The sequence below is a fragment of the Microcoleus sp. B7-D4 genome (assembly GCF_036705125.1).
Taxonomy (GTDB): Bacteria; Cyanobacteriota; Cyanobacteriia; order Cyanobacteriales; family Microcoleaceae; genus Microcoleus.
On record NZ_JAUBTT010000063.1, the window covers coordinates 1 to 19699 of the forward strand.

21 protein-coding genes are annotated in these 19699 nt (G+C 44.4%); 9 read left to right on the top strand and 12 right to left on the bottom strand.

The window, feature by feature from the left end; all coding sequences use genetic code 11:
- The first annotated feature begins 184 nt into the window (after nt 1-184).
- From QUB12_RS23725 to QUB12_RS23745, 5 genes are all read left to right on the top strand, one after another.
- A complete protein-coding gene (locus QUB12_RS23725; protein WP_333144449.1) occupies nt 185-1036 on the top strand; it encodes an alpha/beta fold hydrolase in 852 nt (283 codons plus the stop codon).
- 160 nt (nt 1037-1196) lie between these two features.
- A complete protein-coding gene (psbQ, locus tag QUB12_RS23730) occupies nt 1197-1640 on the top strand; it encodes a photosystem II protein PsbQ (RefSeq protein ID WP_333144450.1) in 444 nt (147 codons plus the stop codon).
- A 103-nt stretch (nt 1641-1743) separates the two neighbouring features.
- Nucleotides 1744-1959 carry a hypothetical protein gene (locus QUB12_RS23735; RefSeq protein ID WP_333300906.1) on the top strand — a complete coding sequence of 72 codons (216 nt, stop codon included), beginning with the start codon at nt 1744-1746 and terminating at the stop codon, nt 1957-1959.
- A 43-nt stretch (nt 1960-2002) separates the two neighbouring features.
- The gene (locus QUB12_RS23740; protein WP_333144452.1) at nt 2003-3130 is read left to right on the top strand and encodes an FAD-dependent oxidoreductase; all 1128 of its coding nucleotides are present in this window, start codon (nt 2003-2005) and stop codon (nt 3128-3130) included.
- A gap of 51 nt (nt 3131-3181) precedes the next feature.
- Entirely contained in the window at nt 3182-3664 is a 483-nt protein-coding gene (locus tag QUB12_RS23745; RefSeq protein WP_333144453.1) for a hypothetical protein, read from the top strand.
- Nucleotides 3665-3739: 75 nt separating this feature from the next.
- On the opposite strand, the gene QUB12_RS23750 is transcribed toward QUB12_RS23745, so the two are convergent.
- The 6 genes from QUB12_RS23750 to QUB12_RS23770 form a co-directional block, all read right to left on the bottom strand.
- On the bottom strand, nt 3740-3976 hold the full coding sequence (locus QUB12_RS23750) for a MafI family immunity protein (protein WP_333238746.1): 237 nt from the start codon (nt 3974-3976) through the stop codon (nt 3740-3742).
- A 269-nt stretch (nt 3977-4245) separates the two neighbouring features.
- Nucleotides 4246-4446 carry a hypothetical protein gene (locus QUB12_RS23755; protein ID WP_333144455.1) on the bottom strand — a complete coding sequence of 67 codons (201 nt, stop codon included), beginning with the start codon at nt 4444-4446 and terminating at the stop codon, nt 4246-4248.
- A complete protein-coding gene (locus QUB12_RS23760) occupies nt 4443-4640 on the bottom strand; it encodes a BrnT family toxin (protein ID WP_333144456.1) in 198 nt (65 codons plus the stop codon). The genes QUB12_RS23755 and QUB12_RS23760 overlap by 4 nt, the downstream gene beginning before the upstream one ends.
- A gap of 84 nt (nt 4641-4724) precedes the next feature.
- Nucleotides 4725-4883 carry a BrnT family toxin gene (locus QUB12_RS37625; protein ID WP_333144457.1) on the bottom strand — a complete coding sequence of 53 codons (159 nt, stop codon included), beginning with the start codon at nt 4881-4883 and terminating at the stop codon, nt 4725-4727.
- 328 nt (nt 4884-5211) lie between these two features.
- Nucleotides 5212-5628, bottom strand: a complete 417-nt coding sequence (locus QUB12_RS23765; protein ID WP_333144458.1) for an NUDIX hydrolase — start codon at nt 5626-5628, stop codon at nt 5212-5214.
- Between the two features lie 285 nt (nt 5629-5913).
- Nucleotides 5914-8544: a M1 family metallopeptidase gene (locus tag QUB12_RS23770; protein ID WP_333144459.1), complete on the bottom strand. Its 2631-nt coding sequence runs from the start codon at nt 8542-8544 to the stop codon at nt 5914-5916.
- A 691-nt stretch (nt 8545-9235) separates the two neighbouring features.
- Between QUB12_RS23770 and QUB12_RS23775 the strand changes: the two genes are divergently transcribed.
- Nucleotides 9236-10318, top strand: coding sequence for a class I fructose-bisphosphate aldolase (locus tag QUB12_RS23775; protein WP_333144460.1), 1083 nt, complete (start codon nt 9236-9238; stop codon nt 10316-10318).
- Between the two features lie 586 nt (nt 10319-10904).
- Nucleotides 10905-11786: a CRISPR-associated endoribonuclease Cas6 gene (gene cas6 / locus QUB12_RS23780; protein ID WP_333144461.1), complete on the top strand. Its 882-nt coding sequence runs from the start codon at nt 10905-10907 to the stop codon at nt 11784-11786.
- Here cas6 and QUB12_RS23785 read toward each other — a convergent pair whose 3' ends face one another.
- A complete protein-coding gene (locus tag QUB12_RS23785) occupies nt 11787-12113 on the bottom strand; it encodes an antibiotic biosynthesis monooxygenase (protein WP_333107428.1) in 327 nt (108 codons plus the stop codon).
- A 123-nt stretch (nt 12114-12236) separates the two neighbouring features.
- Complete coding sequence (locus QUB12_RS23790; protein ID WP_333308627.1) at nt 12237-13220, bottom strand: Rpn family recombination-promoting nuclease/putative transposase; 984 nt, start codon at nt 13218-13220, stop codon at nt 12237-12239.
- 170 nt (nt 13221-13390) lie between these two features.
- Here QUB12_RS23790 and QUB12_RS23795 point away from each other — a divergent pair, with 170 nt between their 5' ends.
- Together QUB12_RS23795 and QUB12_RS23800 are read left to right on the top strand one after the other, a co-directional pair.
- Nucleotides 13391-13858, top strand: coding sequence for a response regulator (locus tag QUB12_RS23795; protein WP_333144463.1), 468 nt, complete (start codon nt 13391-13393; stop codon nt 13856-13858).
- 100 nt (nt 13859-13958) lie between these two features.
- Entirely contained in the window at nt 13959-14252 is a 294-nt protein-coding gene (locus QUB12_RS23800; RefSeq protein ID WP_333144464.1) for a DUF2103 domain-containing protein, read from the top strand.
- Here the strand turns inward: QUB12_RS23800 and QUB12_RS23805 are convergent.
- From QUB12_RS23805 to QUB12_RS23820, 4 genes are all read right to left on the bottom strand, one after another.
- Nucleotides 14241-14867 carry a HEAT repeat domain-containing protein gene (locus tag QUB12_RS23805; protein ID WP_333144465.1) on the bottom strand — a complete coding sequence of 209 codons (627 nt, stop codon included), beginning with the start codon at nt 14865-14867 and terminating at the stop codon, nt 14241-14243. The two genes, QUB12_RS23800 and QUB12_RS23805, sit on opposite strands and share 12 nt — an antisense overlap.
- Before the next feature lie 174 nt (nt 14868-15041).
- Nucleotides 15042-16967 carry a hypothetical protein gene (locus QUB12_RS23810; RefSeq protein ID WP_333308629.1) on the bottom strand — a complete coding sequence of 642 codons (1926 nt, stop codon included), beginning with the start codon at nt 16965-16967 and terminating at the stop codon, nt 15042-15044.
- Between the two features lie 207 nt (nt 16968-17174).
- On the bottom strand, nt 17175-17537 hold the full coding sequence (locus tag QUB12_RS23815) for a transposase (RefSeq protein ID WP_333300904.1): 363 nt from the start codon (nt 17535-17537) through the stop codon (nt 17175-17177).
- An 819-nt stretch (nt 17538-18356) separates the two neighbouring features.
- A partial coding sequence (locus tag QUB12_RS23820) for a cobaltochelatase subunit CobN (RefSeq protein WP_333308631.1) occupies nt 18357-19699 on the bottom strand: 1343 nt, incomplete at its 5' end.

A 19699-nucleotide genomic window follows, 5' to 3' on the forward strand; every position in this document is an offset into this window, starting at 1 on the left:
TTGTCCCCCCCTTTGTAGGGGCGGTGCGACCCCTACTCCCCGTGCCCGCCCTCTTGGCTAGGGGGGATCGGATTCTACGGGGCCTCATAAAAAATTGGTATAAGGTACTCTGTGTACACCCAACTATTAGGTAAGTAGGGCGGGTAATCCCCGCCTTATTGTTTGATAAATAACCAGTAAAATAATGTCAATTGATGAGAAAATAGTTGAAGTAGGCCCGCTGCAATGGTTTTATCGGGAAACAAATCCAGTTAACGAAACTGGTAAACCGCCCGTACTGCTGCTGCACGGTTTGCCGTCCCAGAGTTTTACCTGGACTGTAATGATGCCGGATTTGGCGGCCCAGGGATTTAGATCGATCGCCCCAGATTGGGTGGGTTACGGGCGATCGACAAAACCAGACAAGCGCGACTTTGCCTACACTCCCGATGCTTTTGTTGACGCCCTCGCTGGCTTTATTCAAGCTCTAGAATTAGACCGATTTTACCTCGTTGTCCAAGGATTTTTAGCTTCAGCCGGTATTCAATACGCTTTGCGGAATCCAGATAAAATTGAGCGTTTAGCTGTCATCAATACACCAGTTTCAGCAGATATAAAATTGCCTTGGAAAATGCAGCAGTTGGGGCTGCCTTTTATTGGCGATATGATGACGCAAGACCCGCTTTTGGTTGACAGAACTCTCGAAGGTGGCAGCGGCCAGACAATATCAGACAAGGATTTAGATGTTTACCGTCGCCCGTTTTTGAAGAGTTCGGATGCAGGTCGATCGCTGATGAATACAGTCCGCAATATTCAATTGCCGCAGTCAATGGCCGAAATTGAATCCGGCTTGAAAGCATGGACTCGACCAACTTTATTTGTCTGGGGTTTGACAGACCCTTGGCTGAGTGTTGAACCTGCTAAAAAGCTAGTCGGTTCCCTGCAAAATGCAGAGTTAGTCACACTGGAACAAGCGGGGCATTATCCTCAAGAACATTGGTCAGAAAAAGTTGGCGATGCTGTGATAACTTTTCTGCGCCGCCAGGAGGTAAAATAATATTTTGTACATAACTCTCGGTGCTAGGTCAGTGAACCAGCTCATCGCCGAGCTGCATTCCCTGGCAGAGCCTTGGAACGAACACGAGCAACCCCGTACCCGCCCTGTGCCCGCTCGCAACGAGCAATCTAAAATCTAAAATCTAAAATCTAAAATCGACATGACTCGTCCCCGTTCAATTTTTGCCTTGATGATGGCGTTTTTGATGGCATTTCTGGTTAGTTGCAGTAGTGTCGAAGCAAAAGTTCCAACGACTTACACAGCAGCCCAGATCCAGCAAATTCAGCGTTATGTTCCTACCCTGACAGAGTTGCGATCGCGCATGGATAAACTGGGAACCCTAATTCAAAAACGGAATTGGGTTGATACCAGAACTTACATTCACGGGCCTCTAGGCGACTTGCGGAATGTAATGAAAACCGTCTCTGGGAGTTTGTTGCCTAGTTCTCAACAGCAAGCTGTTGATTTAACTAAGAGTTTGTTTACCGATTTGGTTAACATTGACCTTGCTGCTAAAGAGCTTGACTATGCAAAAGTCACGGCCAGCTATCAAAAAGCTGTCAATGATTTCGATACCTTCTTGCAGCTAATTCCTAAAGCTTAACTAGCCTTAACTCACATCTGGCATCCAGAACAGGCAAGATGCCTGTTCCACAAAGAAAGAATCAGTTTTCTTGTGGGGCGTATCATTGTCAAGAACAGGCAAGATGCCTGTTCCACAAAGAAAGAATCAGTTTTCTTGTGGGGCGTATCATTGTCAAAAACAGGCAAGATGCCTGTTCCACAAAGAAAGAATTAGTTTTCTTGTGGGGCGTATCATTGTCAAAAACAGGCAAGATGCCTGTTCCACAAAGAAAGAATTAGTTTTCTTGTGGGGCGGGCATCTTGCCCGTCCGAAAAAGGTTTATATGGACAAAACCTAGGAAGCAGTTAATCTAAAATCTAAAATCTAAAATCTAAAATTGAATGGTTCGTGTTGCAATTATTGGTTGCGGTATTGTTGGGGCTTCGATCGCCTTTGAACTAAGTCAATTTCCCGAACTGAAAGTTACTGTGTTCGACAAACAGCCGCCGGCACAAGGTTCGACTGGCGCTGCACTCGGTGTTTTGATGGGAGTTATCAGCCACAAAACTAAAGGCAGAAATTGGCAGTTGAGGGAAACCAGCCTTCAGCGCTACGAAACTTTGATTCCTGAATTGGAAGCAGTTACAGGGCGAAAAATTCCTTTTAACAAACAGGGAATTTTAATGCTTTGTTCGGAGGGAGAGGATTTAAGTAAGTGGGAAAAGTTGATAGCAACTCGCCAATCTCAAGGTTGGCAATTGGAACTTTGGGATCGGGAACGAGTGCGATGTCGCTGCCCTCATCTCTATTTAAATGATAAGATTATTGCTGCGATTTATTCGCCTCAAGACCGACAAGTCGATCCGACGGCGCTAACTTTGGCTTTGGTTGAGGCTGCTAAACTCAAAGGAGTTAATTTTGAGTTTGGAGTGGAAGTTCAAGGCATTACTGAGTTGGATTCTCAGGTGTCTGAGATTCAACTCGCATCTTCCATTGCTGTCAATAAGTCTTGTGGAACAGGCATCTTGCCTGTTGCTGAAAATTTCGATCGACTAATTGTGGCGGCTGGTTTGGGTTCTGCTGCTGTGACTGCATCGTTAAATCAGTTGGTTGACATTCGCCCGGTGTTGGGACAAGCGCTGCATTTGCTGACGCCCAATCCTGTAGGAAACCCAGATTTTAGCCCGGTAATTACTTGCGATGACGTTCACATTGTCCCTGTGGGAAATCAGGAATTTTGGGTGGGGGCGACGGTGGAGTTTTCCGAAAATGGCGGGGAAATTCAGGCGAATGCTGATATGTTGGCGCAAGTGATGGCGAGGGCGACATCCCTTTATCCGGGCTTAGCATTCGCCTCAATCATCAGGAAATGGTCAGGATTGCGCCCGCGGCCGGAAGGGCGGCCGGCCCCCATTATTGAGACGCTTCCCGGTAACGATCGCGTTCTCATCGCCAGCGGCCACTATCGCAACGGTGTTCTGCTGGCCCCTGCAACAGCGCGATCGATTCGAGAAATGATTTTGCAATAATTAACAAATGTTAATATAATCAAGATAGCAATTCATATCTTACATCTAAATATGTCCGACAAACCTTTAGGTAAACCCCGCTCTTTGTGGCGACTAATTTTGCTGTCGGCAGTCAGCTTGCTGCTATATTACGGATGGTACAAATGGATTATTCAAGAAGAATTGCGTCGCTATAACGGCAGCGGTTGGTCGGGAACTCTTTGCTTGCTTCCTTTTGTTTTAGGAGTAGCCGTCCCCCAAGCTTTGCGAATATTCGACCCTGACGTTCCCGGATGGTTTGGTTGGTTTTCCTTGCTGGGTATTGCTTGGATTTACATCGTGCAGTTCAAACTTTACAACACAGTTAACGAATTGTACCGCCAAGAAGGAATCAAAGAACCGCTAACAGTTTGGTGGATTTTTGTACCCGGTTTAAATTTAGTTGTCGGCTTGCGGCAAATTCACTTTTTAAGCCAGTTTTGGGCGAGAAAACAGGGAATAGAAGTTAAGGATAACTTAGCCGAAAGTATTCCTTTCCTCTCAGCTAACGCTTAATCTGTATTCAGGCTTATGGACTTGTTGCTGCAATTTCTCTGGGATTTGCAGCGATCGCATCTACATATTCTATTCTCAAAGAGTTACGTGGACTTTTAACATCTCCCAAGTTTCCCGTTCCATGTTCAAGATATTGCCCACTTCTTGCCAAAGTTCATAAACCTTTAAATTTATGGGAATTTCTTCTTCAATGAGAATATCGCACAAAGTCTCTAACGCCAGATTCCACTCGCCCGCCTGAATATTTGAAACCATAAATTCTATTTGAGTGTCTGACAGTTGTGGTTTCACGATGTTAATGACCGAAAGCATCTAGGGTACAAGCCCCCGCATTCATTCCTTCGCAGACTCAGGACCTGGGAAATAAAAAACCTGTATCCGATGAAACTTGCCGAACGTATTTATCCGTGGGGTCAAGTCTTCAATTCTAAGATCTAAAATCTAAAATCTAAAATCGATTGACTTCATGGAGTTTACTTTCTACAAGTTTATAGTCAAACATGATCCTATCTCCTTCTGGGAGCGATAGCGATCGGGCATTATGAGCCAAGCCACTTGAGAAAAGGAACCGGGTTTCTCACCTACTCAATACTTTGAATTAGTTTAATGTTATTTCTCAGCCATTCATTGACCAAAACTTGAACCTCAATCTTTTTATGCTCAGCAATTTTAGTCACAAATTCCTCGACATCTGGTTCGAGATAAATGGGATAATGAAACGTAGCATCAGGATGGTAAAACTTGCCTTGCTCTGATGAAGAAAAGTCATACTCTGATTTCATAATTTCCTCTCTTGATAAGCTTGGGTTTCAGTCAAATTAGCTTTGCGGGCTGAAATTATCCGAATTATACAGGAGGTGCGATCGGTTTGTTCAAAGGTATGGATGACAACCCTTAAAGTTCCTGTTTCATCTAAGCCTATGGTAATCCATCTATCTTCATCTTGACCACGAATTTCAAAGGTGGTACCCGCCACGTGATTTATCCGTGGAATCAATCCAAAATCTAAAATCGAAAATCCTCAAGCCCCCGCATTTATCCGTGGGGTCGCCTCTAAAATCTAAAATCTAAAATCTAAAATCGATTGACTGTGTTCTTCATCATATATTGTTAATTGAGAACGATCGCGGAAAACAGTTGATGCCAAACGAAAATTTAATTGATGCTTGCGAATATTTTGCTTTTCTTTGGCTGGATTCCAATCAAAGTTATAATCCAAGGCAATTTATTATGGTAAACGAAGCTAGAATTAAATTATAACATAAATTATGAGTTAATGACTTCATGGAGTTTACTGCCAACAAGTTTGTAGTCAAACATGAGTTTCTCTCCTTTTGAACTCGATCGCGATCGGGTCTTATGAGCCAAGCCACTTGAGAAACGTATAGCGGAATCTTGTCTGGCGACTTAAATCCTGGTAAGTGACTCCTGGAATCGCGCACATTTTAATCTTAACATTGCTGAACTTTGACTGCACTTCCGATTCCAGCTTGTCGAGAAGTCTTAGATACCCGACTTTGTGAATAAGTCGGATATCTGGGTATTGTTCACCAGAACCTATTAGGCAAATCGGCTAAAATGAGTTTGAGTTCCGGTTCATTAACCCGCTTAATTGCTTTAGGAATACTTACCCACTGCCGCTTTCTCTTGGTAGCTTCGGGCCAAATTTCCAGAACTGCTTGCACTTCCATTAAAAATACTCCTACCAGCCAAGTACAGCCGGACTTTTGATACTCGTAAGTTCCTAGCAAATCCGGGAACACTTTACCCAACAAACCTGCTTCTTCCCAAGCTTCCTTGGCGGCGGAATCTTGGGGAGTCATGTCAGGTTCAATTAATCCTTTGGGAATCACCCAGCGCTTGCTAGCCGAAGAAGTAATCAGCATTACTTCAATTTGTCCGTCTTGAATGCGATAGGGAATTACCCCCGATTGCTCTATCAATACAGCGGTTCTTATACTCATAATTTCTGCAATATTTCAGGGTGAAAAAGCTACTGCAACTTCATCAACAGTTGACAACTCAAAAATAAAAATTGCATCCACCTTCTAGATAATTCCCCTGTTGAGACAACAAAGTGGAGAATAAAGATATTTGGTTTTTCCCCTCTGTGGAAAATAGGAAATTCCCCTGCACTCCCACTGAACAATAATATTATTATAATAACTGCGCGAAATCCTCTACCGACAAGCAGATAAAAGCCGATCGCCAATATCTGCCTTTATCTGCGCCAGTATGGGGTTTTACACCTAATCTTTCTTCGCCTTAGCCTCCAAATTCTCCATCCGACTCCTCAAATCTTGATTCTCCTTTTTCACCTGGTCTAATTCCTCCCGCAACTGCTTTACCGCTGCATCAGAACCAGCATTTTTCTGCACTCTCTGCACAGCTTCATCAGCCATGCGGCGAACGCGACCATCGGGAGTTTGGTCAGCTAAAGAACGCAAAATGCGAATGGCTTTGCGAGTTTGCATTTGTCCTAATCCCGCTACTACAGAGACTTGAGTCAAGAAAAACGTCTCTTTAGATAATTCTGCCAATCGCTGCAAAATCCGTTCTAAATTGACCTTGGTTTGACCACTCGAAATTGTACCCAAAGCTCGAATTGCAGCCAAGCGCAAAGCTTGCGGAGTACCGGCGGCTGTGTATTTCAATATTAAATTCAGCGCATCTTCCGAAGTTTTCATCTGCGCCAAACCGGAGATCGCACCCGATCGCACTACCTCATTCCACCCCTGACGCTCTTTGAGCACCAATTTTAACTCTTTCAGTACCTGTTCGTCGGTCGGTTTTTCGTCGGGGTTAGCCGCTGCAATTGAGCCCATAGCACTCGCTGCGGCGGCTTCTACATAATAGCTGTCGTCGCCTTTTTCGACGATCGATCTCAGCGCTTTATAAGTTTCGTGAGTTTGGATTTTACCCAGCGCATTCACCACAGCGCGACGAACACGAGCATCTTTATCTTTTAAACCACTTACTAAACCTTCAAAAACTTGGTCGAGTTTAATTTCAACTAACTGACCGGCAACTTCTGCCCGTACTGCCCAGAACGGCTCTTTCTTGAGAACTTCTGACAGCGTTTTCACCGCTTCCAGCCCTCCCTTCTTCGCCACAGCTTGGGCAGCGTAAATCCGCGAAACCGGGTCTGGATCGAACTGCAACTGAGCTTTTAGTTCCGCAATTCCATACTCTAAAACAACAGTCTTTAAGTATTTATTGCCGACATCAAAACTGATAAATGCAGGCTTCTCTTCGAGAGGGAAATAGAAGCTTTGCTCGCGCTCATGCACTCGGACTGTGAAAGTTTTTAGGTTCGGGGTTGAACGTGCCCAACTGTCATCGTTTGCTTCTTTTTCTGGCTTGTAACCGAAGCCGATCGGAATTTTTAGGTCAAAGACATCTTTGCTGTTGCCGTTGCCATTTTTGCTATCTTTCACCTGAGTTTGAGTGACAGTAACTTTTGCTAATTTGCTGTCACCATCCCAGGAATAAGCAACCTTATAATCTGGATGACCGCCACGATAAACGTACTGGTCAAACAAAAACATGAGATTGCGACCGGTAGCCTTTTCTATCGCCCTGAGCAAATCGATCGTTTCTACAGTTTTGTGAGCGTTATCCCGCACAAAAGTGTGAATTGCTTTGTAAAATAATTCGTCGCCCAACTCGGCGCGAATCATGTGATAGACGCAAGCACCTTTTTCGTACAAATGGCGATCGTACAATTCAATGGCTTCGCGGTAAACGTGAGTAACCATCGGGCGGCGGTAGCGGGAACTGTCTTCTGCTAAATAACTGCGGGCTTCATTTAACATATAGTAAGCCGCGTCTTCTTTGCCATATTCTTTATCAGTCCACAGCACCTCGGAATAAGAAGCCATGCCTTCTTTCAGCCAAGCGTGAGACCAATGTTTAATTACTACTAAATCACCGAACCATTGGTGAGCCAATTCGTGGGCGACTAAGCTTTCAGTACCTCGATTGTCGAGGGCGGCGCGTTCGTCTAGCAAGCACCTATCTGTTAGCAAAGTTGTCGAAGTATTTTCCATACCGCCGAAGATGAAATCATCGACGCAGACTTGAGCGTATTTGGGAAAAGGGTAAGGATAGCCAAATGCTTCCGAGAAGAATTCAATCATTTGAGGCGTTTTGCCCATGCTGCGCTTAGCGTCTGCTTCGCGGCTTCTTTCCACGTAATAATTAACTGGTTTGCCGTTCCATTCGTCTTTAATTTCGGCGAAATCTCCGACTGCTAAGGTCATTAAGTACGTCGGGTGTACCTGGGTTTGCGACCAGTGATAAATTTTCTCGTCGCCGTCGTTTTTTGTGCTAATTAATTCACCGTTGGAGATGGCAAAAAGTTGCCTGGGAACTCGCACTCGAATTTCCGAAGTTGCCAACTGTCCGGGATAGTCGAAACAGGGAAACCAGAAGCGGGAATCTTCGTCTTCGCCTTGAGTCCAAACTTGTGTTGGTTTGTCTGGATAGTTTTTGTCCGGGCCGACGAAATAAAGGCCGCGTTGGGGTTTTTCGACCGAGTATTCGATCGCAATAGTAATTGGTTGGTAAGCTTCTGTTGGTTCGTGCAGTTGAATTTGCAGCACTTCGCCGTCGCTGTCGAAATTTTGCTCGGTTTCGCCAACTTTTACCGATTCAATGTTCAAGTTGACCGCATCTAAGGTTAATTTGTCAATGCCGCTGCGGACGGGATTGATGCGGATGCTGCAAGTGCCGCGAAAGCTTTGTTTGGGAATATTCAGCACTAAGTCGAGGAAAATGTGTTCTACTTGACCAGGGCGATCGGGATTGTAATGCGGCCTGGCACCGGGCATCTCGAAGGATTTGTGAGCGTTTTCAGAATCGAAGTAAGTATTTGACATTGTGATGGCAAAGTTGTGAGTCGAGCGGCGATCGCTGGCAGCGCCGATCCGGCTGAACTGCCAGCTTATTATAGAGTAGCGCGTCCTAGCTGCTGTTGTCGCTAACTTGTTAAAAACTGGGTCTATCGTTGAGGGGATGGAAAATATGATTTTTTCGTTACAATATCACCAAGGCTAATGTCTGCAATCATCAGCCTGCAATTGAAATTGAGAGGGAAATCTGCGTCAGTAACTCAACCCTAAAGGGATTGAGCTTGTAAGAGAAATTCTTGCAAGCTGTACTGACCAGCCTAAGTCTTAATTGACTACGTTTTTTGAGTCACGACACCCCGGAATGCGTAGCTAGTTCCTTGCTCTGTCATCTGCAATTAAACAGTTTTAAAGTCACTGAAACAGTGTTGCAGGTCGAAAAAGCTCTTAAAACATTGACCGACAAGCTAACATTACCCCGAAAGGGAGGCTCAATTGAGCGAACCATTATGCGTACAGGGTTGGGAAGTTTGAGATGGTAATTGTCAAGCGCGAAAGTGCATTACAAAAGTACACCAAATTGAACAACTCCAAGGCGGTAATGGGTAAAGAAAGATTCAATGCGGTTGAAACCGCTTGTGTGATCCACGCTCGCGTAGCCGAAGTGTCATTGTCCTCTCAGGGCTAAAGCCACTGAGTTTCGCACTTACTGAGATTTTTTATGACAGCTACACTATCAGTTCCCAATTCCATCGAGTCTTGGCTGGGCGACGAAGCCGAAGACTTGCTCACCCATGAAGCAAAAGTTTCTAAAGATTTTTTGCACCTGCCGGGCCCGGATTGGGTCGATCGCATTTTTGCTCAAACCGATCGATCTCCTCAAGTTTTGCGATCGCTTCAGCAACTCTATTCTAGCGGACGCTTGGCGAATACCGGCTATTTATCCATCCTGCCAGTAGACCAAGGAATCGAACACTCGGCGGCCGCTTCTTTTGCACCAAATCCCATTTATTTTGACAGCGAAAACATCATCAAACTAGCAATCTCTGCAGGCTGCAATGCTGTCGCGACAACGCTGGGAGTTTTGGGAAGCGTATCTCGCAAGTACGCGCACAAAATCCCTTTTATTGTCAAGCTCAATCACAACGAGTTGCTGACTTATCCCAATCAATACGACCAAATAATGTTTGCTTCTGTAGAACAAGCTTGGAATTTGGGAGCAACAGCAGTCGGAGCAACAATTTATTTTGGTTCCCCGGAATCGACGCGGCAAATCCAAGAAGTTAGTCAAGCTTTTGCACAGGCTCACGAATACGGAATGGCGACTATTCTGTGGTGCTACCTCCGCAACGATATCTTTAAACAAGACCAAGATTATCACATTGCGGCAGATTTAACCGGGCAAGCAAATCACTTGGGAGTGACAATTCAAGCTGATATTATCAAGCAAAAATTGCCCGAATGCAACAACGGCTATGCAGCAGTTGCTAAAGCTAGCGAGCACAGTTACGGCAAAACCGACAAGCGCGTTTATTCGGATCTAACAACGGATCACCCGATCGATCTAACTCGCTATCAATTGCTCAACTGTTATGCGGGAAGGATGGGTTTAATTAACTCCGGCGGTGCTTCCGGGAAAAGCGATTTTGCAGAAGCAATTCGCACGGCGGTAATCAACAAGCGCGCTGGGGGATGCGGCTTAATTTCCGGTCGCAAAACTTTTCAGCGTCCCTTTGAAGAAGGCGTAAAATTGTTCCACGCCATTCAAGATGTTTATTTGTCGCCCGAAATCTCGATCGCCTAAAAATTTACCGCACTCAATATCACCACCTAAACCTAGCGTGCACCTTACGCACAAATTCCCCTAAACGTAGGGTGCACACTGTGCACCTTACGTGATTAAAATTCCTTAATCTGGCGTTGCAACTTAGCTGTAATATTAATACTATAGCAATCCTAAATCATTTGTAAAAATATGTAGGGGTAGTGCTACCCCTACTCCCCGTGCCTACCCCCTATCTATCGGGGCAACCACGGGGGGATTGCCCCTACAAGAATTACACGAATCATTTAGGATTGCTATAGCTGAACATATATAGCAATCCTAAATGATTCAGATAAATATGTAGGGGTAGTGCTACCCCTACTCCCCGTGCCTACCCCCTATCTATCGGGGCAACCACGGGGGGATTGCCCCTACAAGAATTACACGAATCATTTAGGATTGCTATAGCTGAACATATATATAGCAGTTCTCAAGCGTGGTGAGGTATGGGGTGAGTCCTATGCCCTATGCCCTATGCCCTATGCCCTATGCCCTATGCCCTATGCCCGCCAGAGCACCTCATGTTACTGAGAAAGGCGATACAGACACAGTATATAATTTAAAAATGCCCCACAGCCTTGTTTTAAACCTGCAGCCAGTTGCACCAATTCCATCTCAGTTTTTAACGGGACGGCATCTCCACGCTTTATTTTTGAACCTTGTGGGTGCTGTAGACAGCGATTTGAGCGCGTACCTGCACGACCAATCTCATGAAAAAGCTTTCACTTTAAGCCCTTTTCAAGTAAGCAGAAAAGAGGCTTACAAAAGCAGTACGCCCCAGCCACAAAAGAGAGTTTTGCCTCCGGCTTCCCGCACAATATCTCCGGCTGTACAGTGGGAACACAAGCAAGCAATTCAGGAAAATACGCCGATTTGGTGGCGAATTTCTCTGCTGGATGACAGTTTGTTCGATCGCCTAACTCAACTTTGGCAGCAACTTAATTTCGCTCGCCCTTGGCATCTCGGCCCGACAAATATATACATTACTAATATTTTGAGCGAACCGCAATCAAACCAGCCTTGGGTAAACTTTTGTACTTACGCCGAATTGTTCGATAAAGCTTCGGAAACTGAGCGCCAAATTGCTTTTAGTTTTTGCACTCCTACTAATTTTCGGCAAGGTGTATATGATAGTGCTATGCCCACTCGTGAAAGTATTTTCGGCAGTTTAGCGAATCGCTGGAACAAGTACAGCCGGATTGCGATCGAACCTACTTTCACAGAAGCTATTTTTCCCAGTTTCTTCGATATCAGAACAGAAGTTAGTACGGATTCTCGCAGTAAATTTATTGGCTGCGTCGGCGATATTAGTTACCGAATTATGGGAGATATAGCTCCTGCTACTATCAAGCAAATTAACACTTTAGCAGATTTTGCGCTTTATAGCGGAGTCGGGCGAAAGACGCCGATGGGAATGGGAATGACGCGCCGGTTGCATGATTTTTAATTATTCACCCTTGGGCTGAATTTCACTGACTATTTCATAAACATCAGTGTCTGGTATTTTCGCAAACAAAGGCGCCATCTGCTTCAATATTTCCTGATAAGCTTCGCTTTGATTGGCTGCCATATCTTCTACACTTTCCCAAAAAATGATGGCAATACCTTTGTCTGTATTGGGCAATTGCAGCAGGTATGCTCCCTTAAAACCTGTGGCATAAGTTGCAACGGCTTTTTCAAAAAGTTGTTCTGCAGCTTCAAATTTTCCTGGTTTAAATTCGCCAATGGCAACGTAGGCAAACTGATGTCGGAGAAAGTCGAGAAATTCTGACATATCTTTTTCCTCACTTAATAGCGATACACTAAGTTATATTTTACCCGATCGCCCGAAATTTGTGAATATCGCTGTTTATAAGTAGATCGACCTAAAAAAACCTCACAGCGATCGCTCTCTCTCTTATTCTGCTCTATCCAACCAAACCATTAAATCGGATAAACTAGAAAATCCGACTACCTCCTCTACCAAACTCTCTAATTGCTCAACCGATAATTCCCCAATCCGCGAAACTACATCGGGATTTACGGCTCCTACTCGTCGCTCCAGCAGACGCAAAATTAATGCTCTTTGACCTGCTCTAATCCCTTCTTGCATCCCTGCTTGACGGCCTTCTTGCATCCCTGCTTGACGGCCTTCTTGCATCAATTGAGCCCTAGCTCGCTCCAAACCTTCTTCTATACCTCTAGAAACTATTCCCCGCTGTTCTTCGATCGCCGCTTCTTGGGCTTCCATATCCTGGAACTCTTTCAAGCTTAAGTTAGCTTCATTGGCAATTTGAAAAGCTTTTTCTAGTTCTGGAACTGTTTCCATTGTGGCTGGGATTGTTTCTAGATCGGGAGTGTGCTTCATAAAATAAATCCATTTATCAGTCAAACTTGTGAGTTCATCTAACTCTTTTTTGAACTTCGGCAACTCGACAAAAAACATTTCTACTTGGAGATGGGGATAATCAAATAGTTTCTCTTTTTCTTTGAAAACGAAATGAGAAATAACATCAGGTTGTTCTTTAAACATTTCAAAATCGGTAATCGTCAAAGCAATTACTGGTTTTAATCTCGGATAACCTTCTCTAATTTTGAGTTGGTTGGCATAGGTTTTGGCTAAGTTGTAGATGACTCGTTTTTCAAAAGCGGCTACATTCAGAACTTGCATTTCAATAATTACCGTCTTGTTGCCGGTAATTCGAGCTTTGACATCCAAATAACTATCTTTGAGTCCGCTAACGGTAGCAGCCGAGTAAGGGTCAATAATTTGCAAGTCTTGGATGATTGGCTCACCGGCGTAAATTAGAGCATTTAAGAAGCTGATGAGGATGTCTTGGCTGTCGGTGGAACCAAAGATTTTTTTGAAGGCAAAGTCTGTTTTAGGGCTGATAAATTTCATGATATTTTTCTTAATCTGTTTTAGTGATTTATGAAAGATTTTGATGAAGCGCGATCGCTTGGGCGCTGCGAAAACTGGGTCGCTGCAATAGCCCACTTGAATTTATGAAAATACGGGTGGTATAAATTTAACATACAAGTAAAAATAAAACCAACATAAAAGTAACAACAATGACCAAAATATTAGTAATTGAAGACAATAACTTAATTCGAGAAACCGTATTAGAACTTCTGGCATCGCGCGGTTTTGAAGCTGTAGGCGCTGAAAATGGAAAAGTTGGTATCCAGTTAGCTGCCCAAATTCCCGATTTAATTTTGTCTGATGTCATGATGCCGGAACTAAACGGTTTTGAAGTATTCGCAGCCGTGCGATCGCACCCTGCAACTGCCAGCATTCCGTTTATTTTTATGACAGCCTCCGAAATGGAAAAAGCCCTGGAACTCAAAGCAGACGGCTATCTCCAGAAACCTTGCAGCCTAGCAGAAATGCTCGCGGCGATCGCCACTCAACTAGAAAAACCGACAGTTAGCAACCCACAACATCAAAAAGTACAGGACAATTCTGTGCCATCAAATCTCAGCTTGCGCGCCAGCAATCAAAAATCTCGGTTTGAGATTGCCTCGGTTTGCTCGCAATGACACGCACAGTAACGTTATGGATACATAAGTTGAGGGAATTTCAAATTGGTTCCCCCCAGGGGTGGCTTAGACTGGGTATGTTGAATTTGGTTAAATATTTATGAACGCACAACCCAAAGGCCGCCTTGTTTGGAATCACTCTACCCACCTTCCCGGTTTGATACCAATTTTAGAGCGCCTCACCCTAAAAATGGGCATTCAAACAGTCACACCTGGGGTCATCAACAAAGTTAAAGGACACATCCCCCGCATGACATTAAGAGTGTCAGTACCCATCCGCGGGGGATTTAAAATCATCGCCAGACAGGGCAAAACCGTACAAGAAGTCTTTATATTAACGACTCTCACTCAAGGGGACTTGGAAGAGACGATCGCCCAAACCCTAGCCAAGTGACAATATTTTCTTAGCAAGCAAAGCCCGAGCCTTAACTGAAGTAGTTTCATCGCTTTGGGTGATTTCCTCAAGTCTGGCCGAAACTTCCGCTAACCAATCCGGTTTAACAGTCGCAGCACCCGCCAAAGCTTGCAAACCCCCCGCTGCTGCGTAGCGCACCACCCATTCTGGATCTCGGGACGCTTGCAGTAGCGTTTTCACAGCGCGAAGTTGAGCATCTGCAATTTGTTCTGCCGGCATCAATTCCCAGCAAATCGTCCCCAAACCCCTAACCGCCGCCCGCCGCACGCTCAAAGCAAAGTCATTCGCCGCTGCATCGAGCAAAATCTCCAAACCCCTGGGGTCGCCAATTCCCGCCAAAGCCCGAACAGCCCAAGCTCTCGCCCCGTAATTGTAGCCGTCAAGCTGTTCTAGAAGCGGCAGCACCGCAGCTTCTCCGAGTTGAATCAGCCCGTCAACGGCGGCAACAGCGGCGCCTGGGTTGTTGTAACCGAGCACTGTAATTAAGGTAGGAATTGCTTGTTTTGAGGAAGCTGCCGCCAGTGCTTTGACTGCGTTTAACAAGCCTTCGGAAGAATCTGCTTGTTCGACAGCCTGAATTAGTTCTAATGCCATTTATTTGTAAGCTTTACCGTGACTATTGTAATTGTAGGTTGGGTCGATCGCGCGATCGAACTTTTTGCAGCGTGGGTGAGGCGCGGCGATTAACTTGAAAAGCTTACCCTGCTCGAAGTAGGACTGTCTTGGTTAAAGAGTCGAATCGGCCAAAAACTCGACTCCATACCCGCGCTAGGAATTCTTGCGCTGTGCATCCTCACCGCCTTGGCGCTTCCGATAAAACTTAGCCCAAGCATACCGCTGCGGATTTTTTTTCAGCAGATATTCCACAACTTCCCGACGCTTCTCATCTTTAGCATTTTTGACAACCTGCTTGAGTTCGGAATCTATATCTTCTGATTCAGCACCGCGTTTAATTGCCTTGTTAAACCAATCATCGCCCTGTGAATATTGACCCCGCTCATAACAAATAGCTCCCATCAAAGTGTAAGGATGATGACTCTGAGGCTGATACTCAATAGCTTTTAGCGCGCACTTTTGTGCATCATCTAATTTATCAATATCTCGGAAAGCACCGCCCCTCGTTGTTAGCAAAGCTGACTTGAGCTTATTTTCTTTGATTTGGTCGAAGTCCAGATTTTCTGTCACCTTCAATGCACTTTCCGGTTCATCTGCCTTGCGCCAATGACTGCTGGCGTTGGGCAAGTTCCATTTATTTCCAGTGCGCTCATATTCCCGATCGTAGAAAAGCGCTTCCAGCCTGTGGTAAGCCATAGCAATCTTTCCATGACTAGCTAAAAGTCCCTGTTGTATTAACTGAACAACTAACACAGGATCTAGACGCTCTTCTTTCTCCAATTTGACCATGATTGCGTAAAACGGATCGAAAGGGAAATCACGATCTATAATCCGATACTTGACCTTGAGAGCAGCAAATTCCTTTTCTTGGGCAAAAGTAATTACGTCTTCACGTCCATTCTGTTTCAGCCAATCAATATCAGCCTCACTTAAATGCTCTCCCGATTGGATTTTGGATTTCAGACTAGCAACATAGTTTTCAATAGCAAAAGTAATTACATCATCACGTCCATTCTGTTTCACCCAATCCAAATCAGCCTCACTCAACTGCTCTCCCGCTTGAATTTTGGACTTGAGACTAGCAGCATATTTGTCAAGCGCCAGAGTAATTGTCTCAGTTAGTTTACGCTTTTTCAGAAAGTTAATATCCGGCTCACCTAGCGGATTTTCTAAATCAATTTTTTTGAGAACTTTATAAAGATGGCTCGATCGTGATGAATCCTCATATTCATTAGCTTTATACTTAACTTTCAGTTCAGCAAAGTGCCGTGTCTGTTCAATCTCCAAAACAATGTTAAGCGTTTCGCTAAGTTGATACTCTTCTAGCCAGTTAAGTTCTGACTCGCTCAACTGCATATCTGCATCCAGGTTTTTCAGGATTTGATAGAGCGGACTACAGACAGATGTTTCTGCGTATTCACTAGCTTTGTACTTATCCTTGAGTTGGGCAAACTCAGCTTCCCGTACAGCTTTTTGTTGCCAAAAAATTTCTAGAGTATCAACCAGTTGGTTGTTGAACAGCCAGTTAGCCTCTACATCACTTAATATTTCTCGTGCATCCAGTTGCTTGAGGATTTGATACAAGGGGCTATCAAGTGAACAATCTGGATATTCAGTTGCTTGGTACTTAGCCTTTAGTGCAGCAAATCGCGCCATCTCTTCAACGATAGCAACTGTTTCAGTAAGCCCCTGTTGTTGCAGGTATTTAACTTCTAAGTCAGTTAGCTGATTTTCTGAGTCAAGTTTCCAAAGGATAGGATACAAAGGACTGGATAGCCGTAAATCGCGATGTCTGGCTACTTTGAACTTAGACTTGAGTTGAGAAAATTTAGCATCTAGTTTTCTTCGTTCTTCAACCTTACGTACTGGCTCTTGCTCGATAGCTTCTATTGTTTCCAAAAGCTCTTGGTTTAGTAACCAATCCCACTCGAAGTCGGTAATTGCACATTCTAAATCAGCTTTTCGCAGAATGAGATACAGAAGACTACAAGGAGATGAATCTTCATATTTTGTTGCTTGATACTTGGACTTAAGCGCTACAAAATGTTGCACCTGGACTTCAAAAGGATCGTTGATCATGGTGAATCCCCCGATTTATACTTCTAGCTGCTATACAACCATCTCCCAGCATTCCGCGATCGCCCGCAGTCAAAACCCAAACTTTTTTAATTGAAAACTCATCCAGATGGTAATATTATTTTAACAGGTTCGGTTTCACAAACTACAGCTACAAACCTCAGTATTTTCACTGAAATTTATAAAAATTAGTACCTAAAGCCCCCTCCCTCATTTTTTGCTCATTTCCGTGCCTTGAAATATTCCCGAACTGTAGGATCGCGTCATGAGCAAAATCATGGTAATAAGTCGGTCTCCTTTTAAGCTAGTTCCTTCAAGATCGTAGCCTCCTGTTTTACAGTCTCGGAACAGTTCTTCAATACCCATCCGCTGCTTATAAGCATTGATGGCTGCCGGCAATGACCCTAAATCTGTGAGAATAAACCATGCTTCATCCACTTTCCATCCCCCGTAGTTTCTTTTCCACTTACAAGCAACATCAAATCCAGTAGCAGGCTGAGTTTTTCTCACTCTTTTACCTTGAAAATATAAAGAGGTGCCTGGTACTATTCCTAATTCATCTAACCGTTGCAAAACTAAATATTACGTTTCGATTAAGATGATTCTTTTTCAGTCTTAAACAAAAAGATACACCCTTTTACCTCAGCCAGTTTCCCAAATCGACAGAACAAAATTCACGGTCTCCTAAAACGATGACTTTATATTTTGAAAATAATGGTAAAACTTGCTGTAAATTGGTAGTCTGTGACTCGAAGCTAGTGTTTCCCAATTTTTGCAACAGTGACCAGTATAATGGAATTGCTCTTCGCTCCCAGCTCAGGCTAACCATAAAGAGATTAAGGCGGCCCCATTGACTGCGGTCGATTGATCTTGATAAAGTTTGACAAACACGGCAATAAGTAATCAACCAATAAGTAATTAATGGGAACCAAATTAGTGAGATAGTTAAGTTCGGCAAGTCGAGAAACCTTTGTAGTTTTCTACGCCGACTTTCTGTTGTAATTGGATAGGGAACTACCCGCGAGAGCCGTTTTAATCTCACTTGTTTTTCTGATTGTATCAAGGGTAGCAAGATTCCAATCAGTTTAAATTGAGCTGAACTTAGTTGTTTTTTTAAATGAATGAGGTAGAATGTTGGTATCATTATTTTTTAGATAGGCAAGCGTGTAACAATTATGCTGCCTATCTTTTTTGAGCAGCGAATTGGCTCAATCCTTACAAAGGTATGGGTTTCAGGCTGGTTGTTACCCCCCCAGCTCGTTACCAGGCAGAGCCTGGTAACGCAGATCCGGAGGCTCTGCCTCCAATTTTCATGGAAGCGCGAGGCAGAGCCTCTGGGTATCGGTTCCCAGGCAGAGCCTAGGAACCAGTTAAATATTTAGAGTAAAAAAACTACACTGTCACCCCTTCAATTTTCTCATCAGTCAACTCATACAACTCGCGCAACTGCTGCAACTTATCCGCATCCGGCTGCCAAAAACCCCGCCCGTTAGCCTCCAACATTCGCCCTACAATATTGCGAAAAGCTTCAGGATTAGCCTCCCGCAACTTCTTCGCCATCTCTTCATCCAAAGCATAAGTATCAGCAGCCTGATCGTACACCCAACTATCAGTAAAATCAGCCGTTCCGCCCCAACCAATTAACGCCGTCATCCGCTGCGAAATTTCATAAGCGCCGCCAGAACCTTGATTTGCCATCGCGTTAGCCCACTTAGGATTTAGCAACTTAGTTCGATATTCCAAGCGCAGCAAATCTTCTAAATTGCGCGGAGTTGTATCCTGAGAAAAACTTTCTACAAAACTCGTGTTAACCTTTTTGCCGCGCTGCTTTTCTGCGGCTTTCTTCAAACCGCCAGTATTCGCATAATACTCTTGAATATCAGTCAAACCGTATTCAACAGAATCAATTTCTTGAATTATGCGATCGCACCCTTGCAACAACTGAGTCAAAACCTCCGGCCTCGCTTCCCCCTTATCCTTCCTCCCGTAACTAAAAACATTGCGACTTTCCCAAGTTTTCCCCAACTCATCCCCCGATTCCCAACTACCATCAACAACCCTATCGTTAACCAAAGAACCAAAATCCCCAGCCGGATTAGAAAACAACCTTGCCGAATAATTCTGCACACCTTTTGCCTGCAAAATTAAAGCGTGTTTGCGAATAAAATTATCCGCTTCCGGTTCATCAGCATCCGCCGCCCGCACGAACAAATCATCCAACAATTCAATAATATTCACAAAGCTATCACGGAAAATCCCCGAAAGATTTCCCAACACATCAATCCGGGGATGACCGACATCAGCTAACGGTTTTAACTCATAGCGAACAATGCGACCAGTACCTTCTTTAAGAGGTTCAGCACCCACCAATTCTAGCAGAATACCAATAGATTCGCCCCGGGTTTTAATCGCATCCAAACCCCACAACATCACCGCCACAGTTTCAGGATATTTACCCTGTTCCTCAACGTGCTTCTGAATAATTTTTCGAGCAATTTCGCGCCCCCTTTCATAAGCCGCCGGAGAAGGCATCCGATAAGGGTCTAAAGCGTGAATATTCCTGCCAGTTGGCAACACCCCAGCCCCATCCCGCAACAAATCCCCACCCGGTGCCGGCAAAATATATTCCCCATTCAAACCCCGCAAAAGATTAGTCAACTCATCCGTCGTTTGCAACAACAAATCCCGCACCAACAAACCCTCCTCAAAAACCCCATCCAACCCCTCTTGTGGCA